The organism is Spirosoma panaciterrae DSM 21099 (genome assembly GCF_000374025.1).
Classification (GTDB): Bacteria; Bacteroidota; Bacteroidia; order Cytophagales; family Spirosomataceae; genus Spirosoma; species Spirosoma panaciterrae.
In genome coordinates this window covers 160,291-175,632 of the sequence record NZ_KB893174.1, presented here as the reverse complement: position 1 = coordinate 175,632, position 15,342 = coordinate 160,291, and the positions used below count along the sequence as shown (strand labels likewise).

Annotated in this window: 12 protein-coding genes; 8 read left to right on the top strand and 4 right to left on the bottom strand. The window is 51.0% G+C overall.

Features of this window, described 5'->3' with window-relative positions:
* The first annotated feature begins 15 nt into the window (after positions 1-15).
* The 8 genes from B153_RS0106370 (at position 16) to B153_RS0106335 (ending at position 8,774) form a co-directional block, all read left to right on the top strand.
* Positions 16-1,227, top strand: coding sequence for a GTP-binding protein (locus tag B153_RS0106370; RefSeq protein ID WP_020595854.1), 1,212 nt, complete (start codon positions 16-18; stop codon positions 1,225-1,227).
* Positions 1,228-1,243: 16 nt separating this feature from the next.
* Positions 1,244-2,173 (top strand): NAD(P)/FAD-dependent oxidoreductase, encoded by a 930-nt coding sequence (locus B153_RS0106365; protein ID WP_020595853.1) that lies wholly within the window; start codon positions 1,244-1,246, stop codon positions 2,171-2,173.
* Between the two features lie 392 nt (positions 2,174-2,565).
* The gene (locus tag B153_RS0106360; protein WP_020595852.1) at positions 2,566-4,140 is read left to right on the top strand and encodes a M81 family metallopeptidase; all 1,575 of its coding nucleotides are present in this window, start codon (positions 2,566-2,568) and stop codon (positions 4,138-4,140) included.
* 176 nt (positions 4,141-4,316) lie between these two features.
* The gene (locus B153_RS0106355; protein ID WP_020595851.1) at positions 4,317-5,288 is read left to right on the top strand and encodes a tropomyosin; all 972 of its coding nucleotides are present in this window, start codon (positions 4,317-4,319) and stop codon (positions 5,286-5,288) included.
* Between the two features lie 42 nt (positions 5,289-5,330).
* Entirely contained in the window at positions 5,331-5,879 is a 549-nt protein-coding gene (locus B153_RS0106350) for a hypothetical protein (protein WP_020595850.1), read from the top strand.
* Positions 5,812-6,216: a hypothetical protein gene (locus B153_RS0106345; RefSeq protein ID WP_157634589.1), complete on the top strand. Its 405-nt coding sequence runs from the start codon at positions 5,812-5,814 to the stop codon at positions 6,214-6,216. The genes B153_RS0106350 and B153_RS0106345 overlap by 68 nt, the downstream gene beginning before the upstream one ends.
* A gap of 102 nt (positions 6,217-6,318) precedes the next feature.
* On the top strand, positions 6,319-7,356 hold the full coding sequence (locus B153_RS0106340; RefSeq protein ID WP_020595848.1) for a Gfo/Idh/MocA family oxidoreductase: 1,038 nt from the start codon (positions 6,319-6,321) through the stop codon (positions 7,354-7,356).
* A 143-nt stretch (positions 7,357-7,499) separates the two neighbouring features.
* Positions 7,500-8,774, top strand: a complete 1,275-nt coding sequence (locus tag B153_RS0106335; RefSeq protein ID WP_020595847.1) for an MFS transporter — start codon at positions 7,500-7,502, stop codon at positions 8,772-8,774.
* Between the two features lie 94 nt (positions 8,775-8,868).
* Here B153_RS0106335 and B153_RS0106330 read toward each other — a convergent pair whose 3' ends face one another.
* The 4 genes from B153_RS0106330 to B153_RS0106315 all read right to left on the bottom strand — a co-directional run bounded on the left by B153_RS0106330 (position 8,869) and on the right by B153_RS0106315 (position 15,103).
* A complete protein-coding gene (locus B153_RS0106330) occupies positions 8,869-9,219 on the bottom strand; it encodes a hypothetical protein (protein WP_020595846.1) in 351 nt (116 codons plus the stop codon).
* A 168-nt stretch (positions 9,220-9,387) separates the two neighbouring features.
* Positions 9,388-12,576, bottom strand: coding sequence for an efflux RND transporter permease subunit (locus tag B153_RS0106325; protein ID WP_020595845.1), 3,189 nt, complete (start codon positions 12,574-12,576; stop codon positions 9,388-9,390).
* 79 nt (positions 12,577-12,655) lie between these two features.
* Entirely contained in the window at positions 12,656-13,759 is a 1,104-nt protein-coding gene (locus B153_RS0106320; RefSeq protein ID WP_020595844.1) for an efflux RND transporter periplasmic adaptor subunit, read from the bottom strand.
* 3 nt (positions 13,760-13,762) lie between these two features.
* The gene (locus B153_RS0106315; protein WP_020595843.1) at positions 13,763-15,103 is read right to left on the bottom strand and encodes a TolC family protein; all 1,341 of its coding nucleotides are present in this window, start codon (positions 15,101-15,103) and stop codon (positions 13,763-13,765) included.
* Positions 15,104-15,342: the final 239 nt, after the last annotated feature.

Below are 15,342 nucleotides of genomic sequence, written 5' to 3'. Positions count from 1 at the left end.
ACCCCGTATTCAACCATGAAAAAATTACCTGTAACCGTTCTGAGTGGTTTTCTGGGGGCTGGTAAAACAACCCTGCTCAATCATATCTTACACAATAAGCAAGGGCTAAAAGTGGCGGTGATTGTCAACGACATGAGTGAGGTCAATGTCGATGCGCAGCTTGTCAATCAGCAGAATACCCTATCCCGAACCGAAGAGAAACTGGTCGAGATGAGCAATGGCTGCATCTGCTGCACCCTACGCGAAGACCTGATGATTGAAGTTGAAAAACTAGCCCGTGAAGGTCGTTTCGATTACCTGCTGATTGAATCCACAGGAATTTCAGAACCCTTACCTGTGGCGCAGACCTTCAGTTTCGTCGACGAAGCGCAAGAGATCGACCTTTCCCGATTTGCCCGACTCGACACCCTGGTCACGGTAGTTGATGCGTTCAATTTCCCCCGCGATTTTAGCTCGGTCGATACCGTGTATCAACGCCAACTGAACACCGACGCTACCGATACGCGCACAATTGTGAATCTGCTCACCGATCAGATTGAGTTTGCCAATGTCATAGTACTGAACAAAACAGATCTGCTCAAGCCGAACCAACTGGGCGAACTAAAAGCGATCCTGCAAAAACTCAACCCGAAAGCCCGGCTCATCGAATCCCGGTTTTCGCAGGTCGATCCGGGGCAATTGCTCAACACCAATCTGTTCGATTTTGACGAAGCCTCTCAGTCGGCAGGCTGGATTCAGGAATTGCAGAATTATAAATCCGGCAAGGGTCATACGCCCGAAACGGAAGAATATGGGATCTCATCGTTCGTTTTCAGGGATCGCAGGCCGTTTCATCCCGTTCGTTTCTGGCACTACCTAAGCGAAAACTTTCCGGCCGGTATTATCCGCAGTAAAGGATTGTTCTGGCTGGCTTCCCGTCCGAACGATGCCTTGAATTTCAGCCAGGCGGGGGGAAGCCTTCGGGCCGAGCGGGCCGGGGTCTGGTGGGCCTCTATGCCGTATGCTCAACGTCTTCGGTATGCTGCCTTTCTGGAAAACCGTCAGGCTATTGAATCCCGTTGGCATAAACGATTTGGGGATCGTCAGAATGAATTGGTCATTATTGGACAAGACCTTCATCAAGAACAGATTACGACCGAATTCCTGGCGTGTTTATGCACAGAGTCTGAACTGAAACACATGGAAAATCAGGGCGCCTTCAAAGACCCTTTTCCTGTTTGGGAATAATAAAACAACAACGACAATGGACTACGATGTAATTTGTATTGGCGGTAGCTACGCGGGTTTGAGTGCTGCGCTGGCACTAGGTCGCTCACTTCGCCGGGTGTTGGTGATTGATGCCGGAAAGCCCGCTAACCGACAGACACCTCATTCGCATAATTTTCTGACCCGCGACGGTGCCACACCTGCCCAGTTAACGGCCATTAGCCGTGAGCAACTCAAGTTGTATTCAACCCTATCCTTCCTGGACGATACAGCCCTGACCGCAACTACCGACACGGCTGGTTTCCGGGTAACCACAGCAGGTGGCCACACCTTCTCCAGCCGAAAGCTGTTGTTAGCAACAGGACTGGTCGACATGCTGCCCAATCTGCCGGGTTTTGCCGAATGCTGGGGCCGTTCGGTGCTTCATTGTCCCTATTGTCACGGCTATGAAGTTCGCCATCAGCCCGTAGGGATTCTGGCCAATGGCGAGGTAGGGTACGAATTGGCAACGCTCATCCAACATTGGAATCCCGACCTAACGCTGTATACAAATGGGCCCGCAACCCTAACAGAAGCTCAGCATTATACGCTGAAAATGCTCAACATTCCGATTGTGGAGACCTTACTTACGGCCATTGAACACCAAAACGGATTCGTATCGAACCTGGTGCTGGCAAATGAGGATCGGGTATTCCTCAACGCGTTGTATGCCCGCGTACCTTTCCAGCTTTCATCCGACCTTGCCCAGCAACTAGGCTGCCAACTAACCGATCACAATCTGATTGAGGTGACAGACTTCGGGGCAACAACCGCGCCGGGGGTATTTGCCGCTGGTGATGCCACTACGATGTTCAGGCAGGTTGCGCTCGCCGTGGCTAGTGGCTCGAAAGCCGGAGCCTGGATCAATCGGGAACTGATTGCTGAAGACCTCCATCGCCGTTTGCCACCCATCTCTATGCCTAGTTGACCCGTACTACAGGAGGTGTAGTCTTCAAGTGCGCGCTTCAATACGAAATCTACCGTGCGATTGGGTACGTATAGCAGCGCCGGTACTACCCTCCTGTTTTCGGTTTAAAATTCCTGTTCAGCGTATCGGTATACCTGTTTCAACCCAATAAAGTCTCTTCGCCATGATGGAGCGCCACATAACTACCCTTTACAACCCCGGTCCTCGCAAGCCTCATCGCCCTGGCGATACCAGGCTGAACGATTTACCCTCCGATCAGATGCGGCACCCGCCACCCGAAATGCTCAAATCAATACAGCCGATTCCGAGTAAATTTAATTCGCTGCTGAAAGAAGGGGAGCCCGGCGGCTGGGCTGGTCTCAGGTTTCGATGGAATGCGTTAACTTGTGGACATGAAACAGCTCTTCTTCATCTTACTCACCGCTTTCTTCTCCATTTGTGTCGGTAAAGCCCAGTCAGTACCAGGGCCTGACACCCGTTTACCGCGCATCGCCATTGCAGGTTTAGGCATCGAATCCAGCACGTTTTCTCCGGCCGTTACGCTGGAAGAGGCCTTCCACGCCCGGTATGGTCCTGAGGTTTTTAATGCCTACCCGTTCATGATGCCCGTAGCCCCTTTACGAAAGCAGGCCATCTGGTTTCCGACGATTGTCGGCAAATCGCTTCCGGGTGGGGCCGTCACGCGGGATGCCTATGAATCACTCGTTGGCAAAATGCTGGATTCGCTTAGGAAGTATGGCCCCTACGATGGCCTATATTTTGATATTCACGGTGCCATGAGCGTCAAAGGGCTCGATGATCCAGAAGGGGATCTGATTACCCGAATCCGGCAGGTAATTGGCTATAAAACCATCATTTCAACGTCGATGGATTTGCATGGTAACGTTTCCTGGCGACTGGCGCAAAACACCGACCTGATGACCTGCTACCGGATGGCTCCGCACGAGGATGCCATGCAAACCAAGGAGCGGGCTGTCGTTCATTTGCTTGAACGCATTAAGAGTGGCAAAGGCAAACCAGCCTACAAAGCCTGGATACCCATTCCGATTTTACTACCCGGCGAAAAAACCAGTACCCGTATCGAACCCGGAAAAAGCCTCTATCAGGAGGTAGCTCCACTGGCCGACCATCAGCCGGGTATTGTCGATGCCGGTATCTGGATTGGATACGCTTGGGCCGATGAGCCCCGTAACCATGCGGTTGTGATGGTTACGGGCGACGACAAAGCCAGTGTGACCAAGGCGGCCGAGAAACTAGCGCAGCACTTCTGGAGCGTTCGTTCGGAGTTTGGGTTTGTAGCCCCTACCGGCACACTGGACGAATGCCTGGCGAAAGCCTTAGCCAGTCCGAAACACCCGTTTTTCATCAGCGATACGGGCGATAATCCAACCGCAGGCGGAGCGGGCGATGTAACCTGGACGTTGACCCAGATTTTGTCTCGCCCTGCGTTTCAGAAGGCCGATGGTCCATCGTTAATTTATGCGTCGATTCCTGCTCCTGACCTCATCAAAAAGGCTATTGCCGCTGGCGTGGGTGGTACGGTCGATGGGAAAGCAGGCGCGGCTGTCGATGCCCGGTATGCTCCCCCTATTCCCCTCAAAGGTACCGTCGAATCCATCGTTCAGGGCGACAAAGATGCCGAAGTAGAAGCGGTCATTAAGGTCGGAAGCGTGCATGTGATCATCACCCAAAAGCGTAAACCCTATCACAAAGAAATCGATTTCACCCGGTTAGGACTAAAGCCACGCGAAGCGGATATAGTGGTCGTTAAGATCGGCTACCTCGAACCCGAGCTGTACAATATGCGAGCCGACTGGATTATGGCCCTTACACCCGGTGGCGTCGATCAGGATCTGTTCCGACTCCCTTACAAACGAATCAAACGCCCGATGTTTCCGTTCGACAAAGACATGAAAACGCCGGACCTGTCGGCCCAGTTGGTGCCTGTATCGGGAGCCGACAAGTAGTTCTATTTCAATCCATAAGTCAATCAACCAGACGGGATTATTCCAGAAAAACGGGAATTTTCCCGTTTATTTTTTGCCACAATCTGCATTATTTACCCGACAATTATACATTTCTAAAGAAATAGTATTTTACGCGTATTTAGTCTCTTTTTCTAAACCATTCACAGATCAATCCCATGAAAAAACTTGTTACTGGTTGCTTCCTGTTGTGGGGAAGCTTTGCTCTGGCGCAAAACAACTATGTAGCCACCTCGCCTACCTCCCAAACGCCCGGCGGGAATAACACTATTGTTGGCATTAGTGCCGGGAGAAGTGTAGTGGACGCCCAACGGAATGTGATACTGGGAAACGAAGCGGGTTCCAATGCTAAATCCTCACGAGACAACGTCTATCTGGGTTATGCGGCAGCCCCCAGTGATACCAGCAAAAACATTGGCGAAAGTGTGTACATTGGAACCGAGGTAGCCTTTAAAATGAAGAAGGGCCAACGCAACGTTCTGATCGGCTTTCGGGCTGCCGGAAATGCGAATCTTATGGACGAATCGATCATTATGGGCTATAATGCTGGCAGTAATTTGGGAGGTGGCTTCGGGAACACATTGATCGGTGAAAATGCCGCCACAACTTATACAGGTCTATTACGCTCGGTATGTATAGGCCAGTTGGCAGGCTCAGGCCGGGTGACCCCTTCTCCTAAAACTGGTGATAAGGGTACGTATATAGGCTTTGAAGCGGCTGGAGCCGATAACCTCGACAATGCCACCGCCATAGGTGCAGGTGCCTTTGTCAGCCTTAGCAACTCGTTAATCTTGGGTAATACCAATGTCAATGTGGGTATCGGCAATTCGGCTCCTCGTGCCAAGCTTGAAATAACTGCCGTATCGGCCAACCAAAGCGGCTTGCGCTTCACCAACCTGACGAGCAGTTCAACAGCTACCCCCAGCAATGGGAAAGTACTTTCAGTGAATACCCAGGGCGATGTTATTCTGACTTCTGGCCCCGATCTCAGTACTATACTGAGCCGACTGGATGCCGTTGAAAAGCTCAATACCGCCCAGAAACAGCAGATTGCAAGCTTACAGCAAGCCAACGATGACCTGAAAAAACGAGTTGAAAAGCTGGAAGGACAACGTATTCAAAAAAAATGAATCCGTAAATTCAATGCCTTGCCTTTTATTTCCCCTTCCTCAATGACTCAGAAAGATGCCCTCCTTGAAAAACTGATTAAGCATCCACTCGATTTTGGCGACCTGGATTTCAAACACCTTACCGATCCCGCAACGGGTCTACAATTCGACGACCTGCGCATGGCTCTCAAGCGGGTATATAACATCAATGAATCTGCACTCCGAACCGAGTCGGATGCCACCACGGGCGTACTGGGTCAGTTTAATCGCTACATGACGGCCCGACGACAGAAAGCCTATTTTCGTAAAATCAATGCGGGCTTTGTCGGTACGGATGGACATAAAGTTATAGTGGCTGAAGGCGACTCCTGGTTCCAGTTTTTTGGCCGTGACATTATCAACTGGCTGGACGACCACCATGACTACGCCATTTTTAGTATGTCGTATGCGGGCGACTGGCTGGCAAATATTCTCTTTGAAGAAAAATACGTCGAAGAACTCTCTATTCACAAGCCTTCGGCTTTTCTGGTCAGCGGGGGTGGAAATGACATGGTGGTTCGACTGGGCTACTCCTTATCAGCCCATTCTGAACGCGCTGTTAGGCAGCGATAAATGGATGTCGCAACCGCTCATGATTCGTGGGATCAAGTCACTTTCTGTACAAAGGTCGATTTTCATGGCTATGATCTTTGAGCTGAATGAGATGTTTGTTGGGCTGGCACAACGGGATGAATTCCCCTATTTGTATCATATCGACAGTCGGGGCAATGCCCGTGACCAGAATTGGTTCGATGAACTGCACCTGAAACCACGGGCTTTTAAACAAGTATCGGATACGTATCGGCGCTGTCTGGACTCCCATTTTAGTCATTTAAAAGCTACCCAGGATCAGGGCATTATCAAGAATCCTACCTTTCATTTCTGGGTAAAAGGAAGCCGCATGTCTTAGTAGCCAACCGAAAACTTTTCCTGAAAAACAGGAGATACACACGGGGCAGTTGCTTTATAGGGTAGTCTGCGGGCTACCGCAACCGTCATTCCTTTTCTGTTTATGTCTCAGGTTGTTCAAGTAGGTTTGGTTGGGTTTGGCCTGTCGGGGCGTTATTTCCATACGCCTTTTCTGACAGTCAACCCTAAGTTTCATCTTAAAAAAATTGCCAGTAGCCGCCCCGATGCGGTCCGGGAATTCGATCCGTCGATTGACTGGGTCGCTAGCCCGGAGGAACTCTTTGCTGACCCGTCGATCGACCTGGTTTTTATTTGCAGCCCCAACGAAACCCACGTTGACTACGCCCGAAAAGCACTTGAGCAAGGTAAACATGTCGTCGTTGAAAAACCGTTTGCCCTCACCGAACGCGAAGCCACAGACTTACTGGAACTTGCCCAGCGACAGGGTAAGCTGGCAACCGCTTACCAGAACCGACGCTGGGACTCCGATTTCCTGACCATCAAACAGCTACTGGCCGATGGGGCCCTGGGCAAACTGGTCGATTATGAATGTCGGTACGATCGATACACACCAGTACCCCCCAATTCGCAGAGCTGGAAAGAGCAGGCAGGTACGGGGCGGGGCAATCTGTACAATCTGGGGCCGCACCTGCTCGACCAGGCCTTGCATTTGTTCGGTGCTCCCGAAACCGTACAGGCCACCGTCCGAATCCTTCGCCCCAATAGCCATGTCCCCGATTATTTCGATATCAAATTAGGCTATACGGATAAGGTTGTGCGGCTTGAATCCAGCCTGATGATGTACAAAAACAGCTTACGATACAGTCTGCACGGCACTGAAGGCTCGTTTCTGAAAGGCGGTCTGGACCCGCAGGAAGAACGACTACGAACGAATCGGCTGCCCAGTGATCCTTCTTTAGGCATCGAACCTGACGACCGCTGGGGAACACTGTATCGGGATGGGAAAGCCGACATCATTGAAAGTGCCCCAGGCAATTACACCCCGTTCTACGACAATCTCTACGACGTAATTATCCATGGTGCCCAGCCTGAAATAACCCCAACGGATATTCAGCAGTTAGCCCGCGTCATTGATTTAGCCCAGGAAAGCAGTCGATCGCTACGCACGTTACCCTTTTAACTTCTTATGGTTTGGTGGTTATTGATGGTCATAAATTGTCAGTAAATAGGCATGTGTTGATAGCGTACCGCCCATCGATGCCAACCTAATGACTACGCATGACGATCAATGCCCCTGAATAACCATCTAACGACTCCTCATTTATGACCAATTACCGCTGGCGAATTGTTGGATTACTGTTTGTGGCAACGACGATCAACTACCTGGACCGTCAGGTCATCAGTCTGCTCAAACCAACACTCGAAACAATCTTCAACTGGACCGAAACCGACTACAGCCATATTGTAATGGCTTTTCAGGCGGCCTATGCACTCAGTTATGTCGTTTTCGGTCGGCTGATTGATAAAATTGGCACCAAGTTAGGATATGTGCTGGCTGTATTCATCTGGTCGATCGCGGCCGTTCTCCACGCCATCGCCACCAGTACTTTCAGCTTTGGGGTGTATCGGGCTCTGCTGGGCCTGGGTGAGGGGGGAAACTTTCCGGCTGCTATCAAAACCGTAGCCGAATGGTTTCCACGCCATCAACGGGCATTGGCAACGGGTCTTTTCAATGCAGGCACCAATATCGGAGCAGTGGTTGCTCCGATTGCCGTCCCCTGGATTTTGGGGGCCTATGGCTGGCAGGTAGCGTTTATACTGACGGGGCTTATTGGGTTCATCTGGCTTTTTTTCTGGTGGTGGTCGTACAATACCCCTCAACAGCACAAGCATGTTTCGGCTCAGGAACTGGCTTTTATTACTCAGGATACCGAAATGACAACCGACAAAGCCCCCAACGTTCGCTGGCTTGACCTGATTCAGTACCGACAGACCTGGGCCTTTATCCTCGGCAAACTACTGACCGATCCGGTGTGGTGGTTCTTTCTATTCTGGCTGCCCTCCTACTTTGCCGCTTCGTTCAACCTCGATCTTAAAAAACCAAGTCTGCCCCTGATTATTGTTTATACGGCGGCTACCATCGGTAGTGTCGGCGGGGGGTATTTATCAGGCTATTTTCTGAGTCGGGGCTGGACCATCAACCGTTCGCGCAAAACGGCTATGTTCCTATACGCCCTGTGTATCGTTCCTATTGTACTGACCCGCTACGCCACATCGATCTGGGAGGTTGTTGGGTTGTTAAGTCTGGCCGTTGCCGCTCACCAGGCGTGGAGTGCCAACCTGTTCACCCTCGTTTCCGATATGTTTCCTAAAAGTGCGGTGAGTTCGGTAGTAGGGCTGGGTGGTATGGCGGGTTCAGTAGGCGGTTTGCTGTTTCCAATCGTGGTTGGCGCCCTACTGGATACCTATAAAGCACAGGGAAACATTACCGTTGGTTACAACTACCTGTTCGTGATGTGTGGCAGTGCGTATTTACTAGCCTGGCTTCTGATCCATCTGTTTGCCCCTCGTATTCAGCCATTGGAGCGTGACGTATAGTCCGGCAAATGGTGTCGGAAAAAGTCCGGCCACTACCAGTGACCATAGCCGATTTTTCCCAACTCCCTTTGGCTGTTCCCTAACCCAACAGACGCTACGACCTGCTGCCTTTGTAGAGGGTCATGGTCGTATCGGAGCATTCGAAATACCCTCCGCTGGGAATCTGATCCCGAACAACCTGCTCGCCAATAAATTGCAAAACGGACGTCCTGTGAGCAAGCGAAAGCTGGGTACGCTCTTCCCAGGACGCCTTCGTTGGAATGTCAATGATTGCCACCGCGTTGCCCCCGGCCAATTCGTACCACATACTGAACGAAGCCTGCGGACTTACATAGTGTACAGTACCGCTTCGGCCATCGTTCGTATACTGAACCCGTGCCTGGTCAGTAATGGAGGGCTGTTGCAGATTGCCAGCCGTCAGAAATCGTTTTTTTTGCCCTGTCATGATTCCCTAAGCTTTTGATTAAAAGCCCATGTAAACCTACAGGCCGACCAACATTTCTAAAATCGACAATTGACCAGTAGGGTAAATGAGCGAATACCTGGAGCGTATTTGCCCACAACCCGTTTTGGATGCTTTCTGCTAACCTTATGCATCGGAGGTTACCGTCTCTTACTTATCGATCGGCTGGGGGTGTTCCTGAATCTCTTCTTGTTTCGCATTCTGTTTCAACTCGTCGAGGCCTTTTTTGCCATAAGCCAATCGAGTGATCGCCACATACAAGACCGGCACCACGAAAATAGCAATGGACGTAGCGGCCAGCATTCCACCCAATACCGTTCGGCCGATGGTAGCCCGTGCTACACCACCTGCCCCACTGGCAATGGCCAGCGGAAATACACCCAGAATAAAGGCCAGAGAGGTCATCAGAATAGGCCGGAGCCGCAAACGAACCGCTTCCAGCGTCGACTGAATAAGGTCTTCTCCCCGATCCACCCGTTCTTTTGCAAACTCCACAATCAGGATGGCGTTTTTTGCAGCCAGACCAATCAGAGTTATCAAACCAATCTGTGCGTATACATTGTTGCTTAAATACGGGAACAGGATAAGGGCGACAATAGCCCCTAATGCGCCAATTGGCACCGACAGCAGCACCGAGAAGGGAACCGACCAGCTTTCGTACAAAGCGGCCAGGAACAGGAATACAAACCCGATCGACAGCATAAAAATGTAGATCGATGTATTACCGGCATTGATCTCTTCCCGGCTCAGGCCACCAAAATCGTACGAGTACCCGGCGGGCAGTACCTTCGCGGCCACCTCCCGTAAGGCATCGTTGGCCTGACTACTACTAAAGCCGGGTTTCGCCCCTCCATTCAACTCTACCGACCTGAACAGATTGAAGTGCGATATCAACGGCGCATTTTCGATAACGGTCGTTTTAATCACCGTGCTGATGGGCACCAGTTGACCAGCCTGATTCCGAACGTAATAATTACCCAGATTCCGCACATCAGTTCGGTACATGGTATCGGCCTGCGCCACCACCCGGAACTTACGCCCGTAAATAATGAAGTCGTTCACATACTGACTTCCCAGATAGGTTTGCATGGTTCGGTACACGCTGCTCACTGGAATACCCAGTTTTTTACACTTATCCCGGTCGACATCGACTCGGTAAGCCGGGGTTTTCGCGGTGAAGTAGGAGAAGGCCCGACCGATTTCAGGACGTTTGTTGACCTCAGCCAGGAAGTTCTGGACTACGTTGTCGAACGCCCGTACATCATCGTTGGTTTCGCGCTGCTGAATCTCGAACGTAAAACCAGAGCTTTGACCCAGTCCGGGAATAGCGGGGGGCTGGATCACCTGTGGCCGGGCGTCGTTCAGGCTCGACAGGGCACGCTGAAGTTTAACCACCAGCGAATCGGCCTGCATATTTCGTTCCTTTCGTTCTTCCCAGGGTTTCAACTGAATAAAGACCGTACCACTGTTCGATTTCGACGCAAACGTAATGGCGTTCAGTCCACCCAGGGCCGAAAAGTGGGCCACATACGGCTGTGCCTTTAATATCGCCATCACTTTATTCAACACGACCAGACTTCGGGAGGTCGAAGCCGCTTCGGGGATTTCGTAGGTAACGATCAGTCGGCCTTCATCTTCCGTTGGCAGGAAGCCCGTAGGCTTTGCCCGAAACAACAGCCCCGTTCCGATATAAATAACCACCAACCCGACAATCACCAGGGGGGTTGCTTTGATCAGTCGTTTAACCCCATTGGTATACGAATTGGTCATACGTTCGAATACCTGGTTAAACTTATAAAAGAACTTGTTGAGCCCGGTGGCTTTTTCATCGATATGCATCGGACGCAGGAGCAGCGTACACAAAGCCGGTGTAAGCGACAGGGCCACAAAGGCTGAAATCAACACCGATACGGCAATCGTAATCGCAAACTGCTGATACAACCGCCCGACAATGCCCGGAATAAAACCAACCGGCACGAATACAGCCGCCAGAATCAGAGCAATCGCAATAACCGGAGCCGAAATTTCGGCCATAGCCGCCCTGGTCGCGTCTCTCGGCGACATGCCTTTGTCAATATTTACCTGAACTGCCTCAACCACCACAATCGCATCATCGACTACGATACCGATGGCCAGCACGAAGGCAAAGAGAGTCAGCGTGTTAATAGTAAAACCAAGCGGCACAAACAAGGCAAACGTACCCACAATCGACACCGGAATAGCCAACAGGGTAATCAAGGTTGCCCGCCAGCTTTGGAGGAACAGAAACACAACCAATACCACCAGCCCCAACGCTTCGAGCAGTGTTTCGACCACTTCGGAGATGGATACCTGAATAACCGATACCGACTCAAAGGGCACTACATAGTTAATATCTTTGGGGAAAGTCTTTTTCAGGTTGTCCATCGCGGCATAGACTCCTTTGGCCGTGGCGATGGCGTTACTACCCGGTAACTGATAGACAAGCAGATAGGCCGCCCGATTGCCATCGACAAAGGAGTTGCTGGCATACGAAAACTTACCTAGCTGCACACGGGCCACATCCTCCAGATACACCAACGAGCCACGAGCCGGGTCGCTGCGCACAATAATCTTTTTGAACTCGTCTTCTTTACTAAGCCGACTGTTGGTAAAAACCGTGTATTCAAACGCCTGCGTGGATGGCTGGGGTGATGCGCCTACCGAACCACCTGCTACCTGTAAGTTTTGCTCCTGAAGGGCCCCTACCACATCATCGGGGGTCAGACCAAGCTGCGCGAGTCGGTCGGGTTTGAGCCAGATCCGCATACTGAAATCATCGGCCCGGCTGAAAATATCCCCTACACCCGGCACCCGAAGCAGCGCATCACGGATGTAGATGTTCGCATAGTTGTCGAGAAATGAAACGTTATGGGTTTTGTTGGGGGAATAAATGGCCACCAGCATAAACAGCGACGGATTCCGCTTGCGCACCACAACCCCAAGTCGGGTAACTTCTTCGGGCAATTGCGGCTGTGCAATACCTACCCGGTTCTGTACATCCAGCGCGGCAATATTGACATCCGTTCCGACCTTGAACGTCACGTTCATGGTCATCCGGCCGTCGTTGGTAGCATTGGTCTGCACATAGTCCATACCGGGCGTACCATTCACCTGGGTTTCGATGGGTGTGGCTACAGTCTGTTCTACGGTCTGGGCATCAGCTCCGGTGTACGTACCCGTCACCTGCACCACAGGTGGGGTAATGTCGGGATATTGACTGACGGGCAGGCTCTGTAACGCCAGTACCCCCAGGGCAATAATCACAACGGATATCACAATGGCCGTAACAGGCCGTTTGATGAATATTTCTGCGAACATAATTCAATGAGTGAAAGAGCGAAAGAGTGAAATAGCGAAAGGGTATCTGTTCGATTCACTCTTTCGCTATTTCACTCTTTCACTCATTAATTTTAACTTTCGCTCCCTCCCGAATCTTCTGCGTCCCTTCCGTCACTACAGTTTCCCCTTCGTTAAGGCCATTTTTGACAACGACTTTGTCATTAATACGGGCACCAAGTGTCACCTTCTTCTGACTGACCTTACTGCTGTCGCCCACCACAAACACAAAGTATTCGCTCATCTGCTCGGTTACAGCCTGGTACGGGATCAACAATTGCGGTTCGCCTGTGTTGTTTTTCACGCGTACGTTCACGTTCAGACCCGGTTTCAGTTGCCGATTTGGATTCGGGAAGGCAATCCGAACGCGTAATGTACCCGTTTGCGGATCAACCGCCCGGTCGACGATGCGTACTGAACCGGGAGACGGATACGGTTGTCCACTAGGTAATAACAAAACAAACGTAGAATCCCGCGTTACGTTGGGTTGGCTTTGCAGCTTCAGAAACCGCTGAATCTGTGACTCATCGATCTGTACATCAGCAGCAATCGGATTATCGGACGAAATGGTATTGAGCGGTGTGGAACCCGGCGCTACAGCCGCGCCAAGCCGCACCTGTGAGATCCCGATGGTTCCGTCCATGGGTGCAAAAATCGTCGTGTATTTCAGATTCGTACCCACTTGCCGAATAGTAGCCTGAGCCGCTTCGACCTGCATTTTGGCCGATTCCAGCGTAGCATTCGCATTATCGACCAATTGTTTAGCTACAGCATCCTGCTGGGCTAGCGTATTATAGCGGTCTGCATCTTTTTGCGCCCGGTTCAGATTGGCTTTCTGTACGTTCAGATTGGCTACTGCCTGATCATAACTGGCTCGGTACTGCTGCGGATCGATGGTATAGAGTTTCTGTCCCTTACTGACGTGCTGCCCGTCCTGAAAAAATATACCTGTAATATTACCAGCCACCTGCGGCTGGATTTCAACCTCCAGCAAGGCCGTTACCGTAGCCGGAAACTCGTCATAATACGTAGCATTCCCCTTTGTTGCTTTGGCAACCGAAACAGGGGTAGGTGGTGGTGGCCCTTGCTGCTGATCTGTTTTGTTACCGCCACACGCAAACAACGCAACACTCGTAAGCAGGGTGAAATAGGGGGAAAGTTTCATGGTTTAAAATTGAATAACACCGAGGGCTCGCTGAACGTCTAACTTGCTGATTAATACCTGATAAAGTGCATTAAACGAATTGAGACGGGCCGTTCGCAGGTCTGTTTCGGCAATGGTCACATCCAGAAAGGTCTTCACGCCCGAACGATATTGCAGGTTGATGATCCGGTACACATCCTCGGCCATCGCCAGGTTTTCGCGCAGGGCCAGATAATTAGCCAGATTTCCTTTGTACGTAGCCAGTGCCTGTGCATACTCCGCATCGACCGAACTGGTAAGCGATGCCAGATCCCATTGTAATCGTTGCACCTGCAGCTCGGCAATCTTGGTCTGCTGAATCCGTCGCCCTCCCTGAAAAATTGGTAAGGCTACCGACAATCCGACCAGGGAGTTTGGAAACACCATCCCGAAAAGCTGACCAAATGAATTGTTCTGATACAACAGGTTGTAATTTCCGAAAGCAGCCACCGAAGGCAGGTACGCCCAGCGCGTATATTTTACATTTGCATCCAGCAACCGGCCCTGGGTCAATAACTGCTGGTATTCGATCCGATTCTGCGGATTGACCAACTGAAGCGTGTCCAGGTTTGCATCGTTCACCAGTTGCAGGGTATCATAAGCCACATTAAGGGGGGTGTTTGGTGGATACCCCATGAGTTGCTTCAGCGTCTGGTACTTGGCGCCGATCAGTTCCCGATACTGTTTCTGCTGCGCACGGGTGTTGTTCAGCGCAATAGCCGCTCGTTGTGGGTCGGTTTTATCGACGATTCCACTCTGGTATTGGTTGGTGGCATCCTGTAAGCTACGCTGCAAACGGGCAATATCACCACTCAGAATATCGACCTGGCGCTGGGTCAGAATCACGTCGTAAAAGGCCTTGCTGACATTGACAACCACGTCGATTTTGTTCCGAACCGTGTTTTGTGTGGCCTGTACCCGATAGGCATCTGCCGTCTGATTGGCTAGTAAAAGATCCCGGTTAAAGATTGTCTGCGTCAGCGACAGTGAGGCTGTCGATGTATTTTTCGCACCAATTACACGCGGAACGGCTTCGCCCGTAGTGGGGTCGGGGAATAGTGTTGCCGGTTGTTTCAGGTAGTGTTGCAGATTATACCCTGCCGAAATTTGTGGATACCAGGCCGATAAACTGCTTTGAATGGTTCGTTCGGCAATTTCCTGGTCGATAACGGATTGTCTGACGGTCGGCTGGTGGCTTAATGCGTACTGAATACAGTCGGCCAGATATGCCTGTCGAGCCAACGAGTCCGTTGTTCTCTGAGCAAATCCAAAATTTGATCCAATACACCCAACCGCAAAAAGAAAGCCGATAAACGTTTTTTTCATAAACTGTAAGCCGTGAGTACCGTTTTTAGCTGATAGTAAACGGCGTACTCAATGCAACAACTCGTTCTGACAGCCATTTTGTTCGTTCATTAATAATAAATTAACGAAACCGAATGGCCTACTTAAGTAGTTTTTCCATACCCCTGTTAGCGAAAATTCAGGGCTTTTCGTTATGCGGTTTATGGCCCCTGAGCTACTCTCTGGAACGCAATTGATAGCGATTCTGTTTGCCAAACCCG

Excerpts from the sequence above, each read along its gene's own strand:
- B153_RS0106370 (WP_020595854.1), top strand. The coding sequence starts at position 16 with ATGAAAAAATTACCTGTAACCGTTCTGAGTGGTTTTCTGGGGGCTGGT.
- B153_RS0106365 (WP_020595853.1), top strand. The coding sequence starts at position 1,244 with ATGGACTACGATGTAATTTGTATTGGCGGTAGCTACGCGGGTTTGAGT.
- B153_RS0106360 (WP_020595852.1), top strand. The coding sequence starts at position 2,566 with ATGAAACAGCTCTTCTTCATCTTACTCACCGCTTTCTTCTCCATTTGT.
- B153_RS0106355 (WP_020595851.1), top strand. The coding sequence starts at position 4,317 with ATGAAAAAACTTGTTACTGGTTGCTTCCTGTTGTGGGGAAGCTTTGCT.
- B153_RS0106350 (WP_020595850.1), top strand. The coding sequence starts at position 5,331 with ATGACTCAGAAAGATGCCCTCCTTGAAAAACTGATTAAGCATCCACTC.
- B153_RS0106345 (WP_157634589.1), top strand. The coding sequence starts at position 5,812 with ATGACATGGTGGTTCGACTGGGCTACTCCTTATCAGCCCATTCTGAAC.
- B153_RS0106340 (WP_020595848.1), top strand. The coding sequence starts at position 6,319 with ATGTCTCAGGTTGTTCAAGTAGGTTTGGTTGGGTTTGGCCTGTCGGGG.
- B153_RS0106335 (WP_020595847.1), top strand. The coding sequence starts at position 7,500 with ATGACCAATTACCGCTGGCGAATTGTTGGATTACTGTTTGTGGCAACG.
- B153_RS0106330 (WP_020595846.1), bottom strand. The coding sequence starts at position 9,219 with ATGACAGGGCAAAAAAAACGATTTCTGACGGCTGGCAATCTGCAACAG.
- B153_RS0106325 (WP_020595845.1), bottom strand. The coding sequence starts at position 12,576 with ATGTTCGCAGAAATATTCATCAAACGGCCTGTTACGGCCATTGTGATA.
- B153_RS0106320 (WP_020595844.1), bottom strand. The coding sequence starts at position 13,759 with ATGAAACTTTCCCCCTATTTCACCCTGCTTACGAGTGTTGCGTTGTTT.
- B153_RS0106315 (WP_020595843.1), bottom strand. The coding sequence starts at position 15,103 with ATGAAAAAAACGTTTATCGGCTTTCTTTTTGCGGTTGGGTGTATTGGA.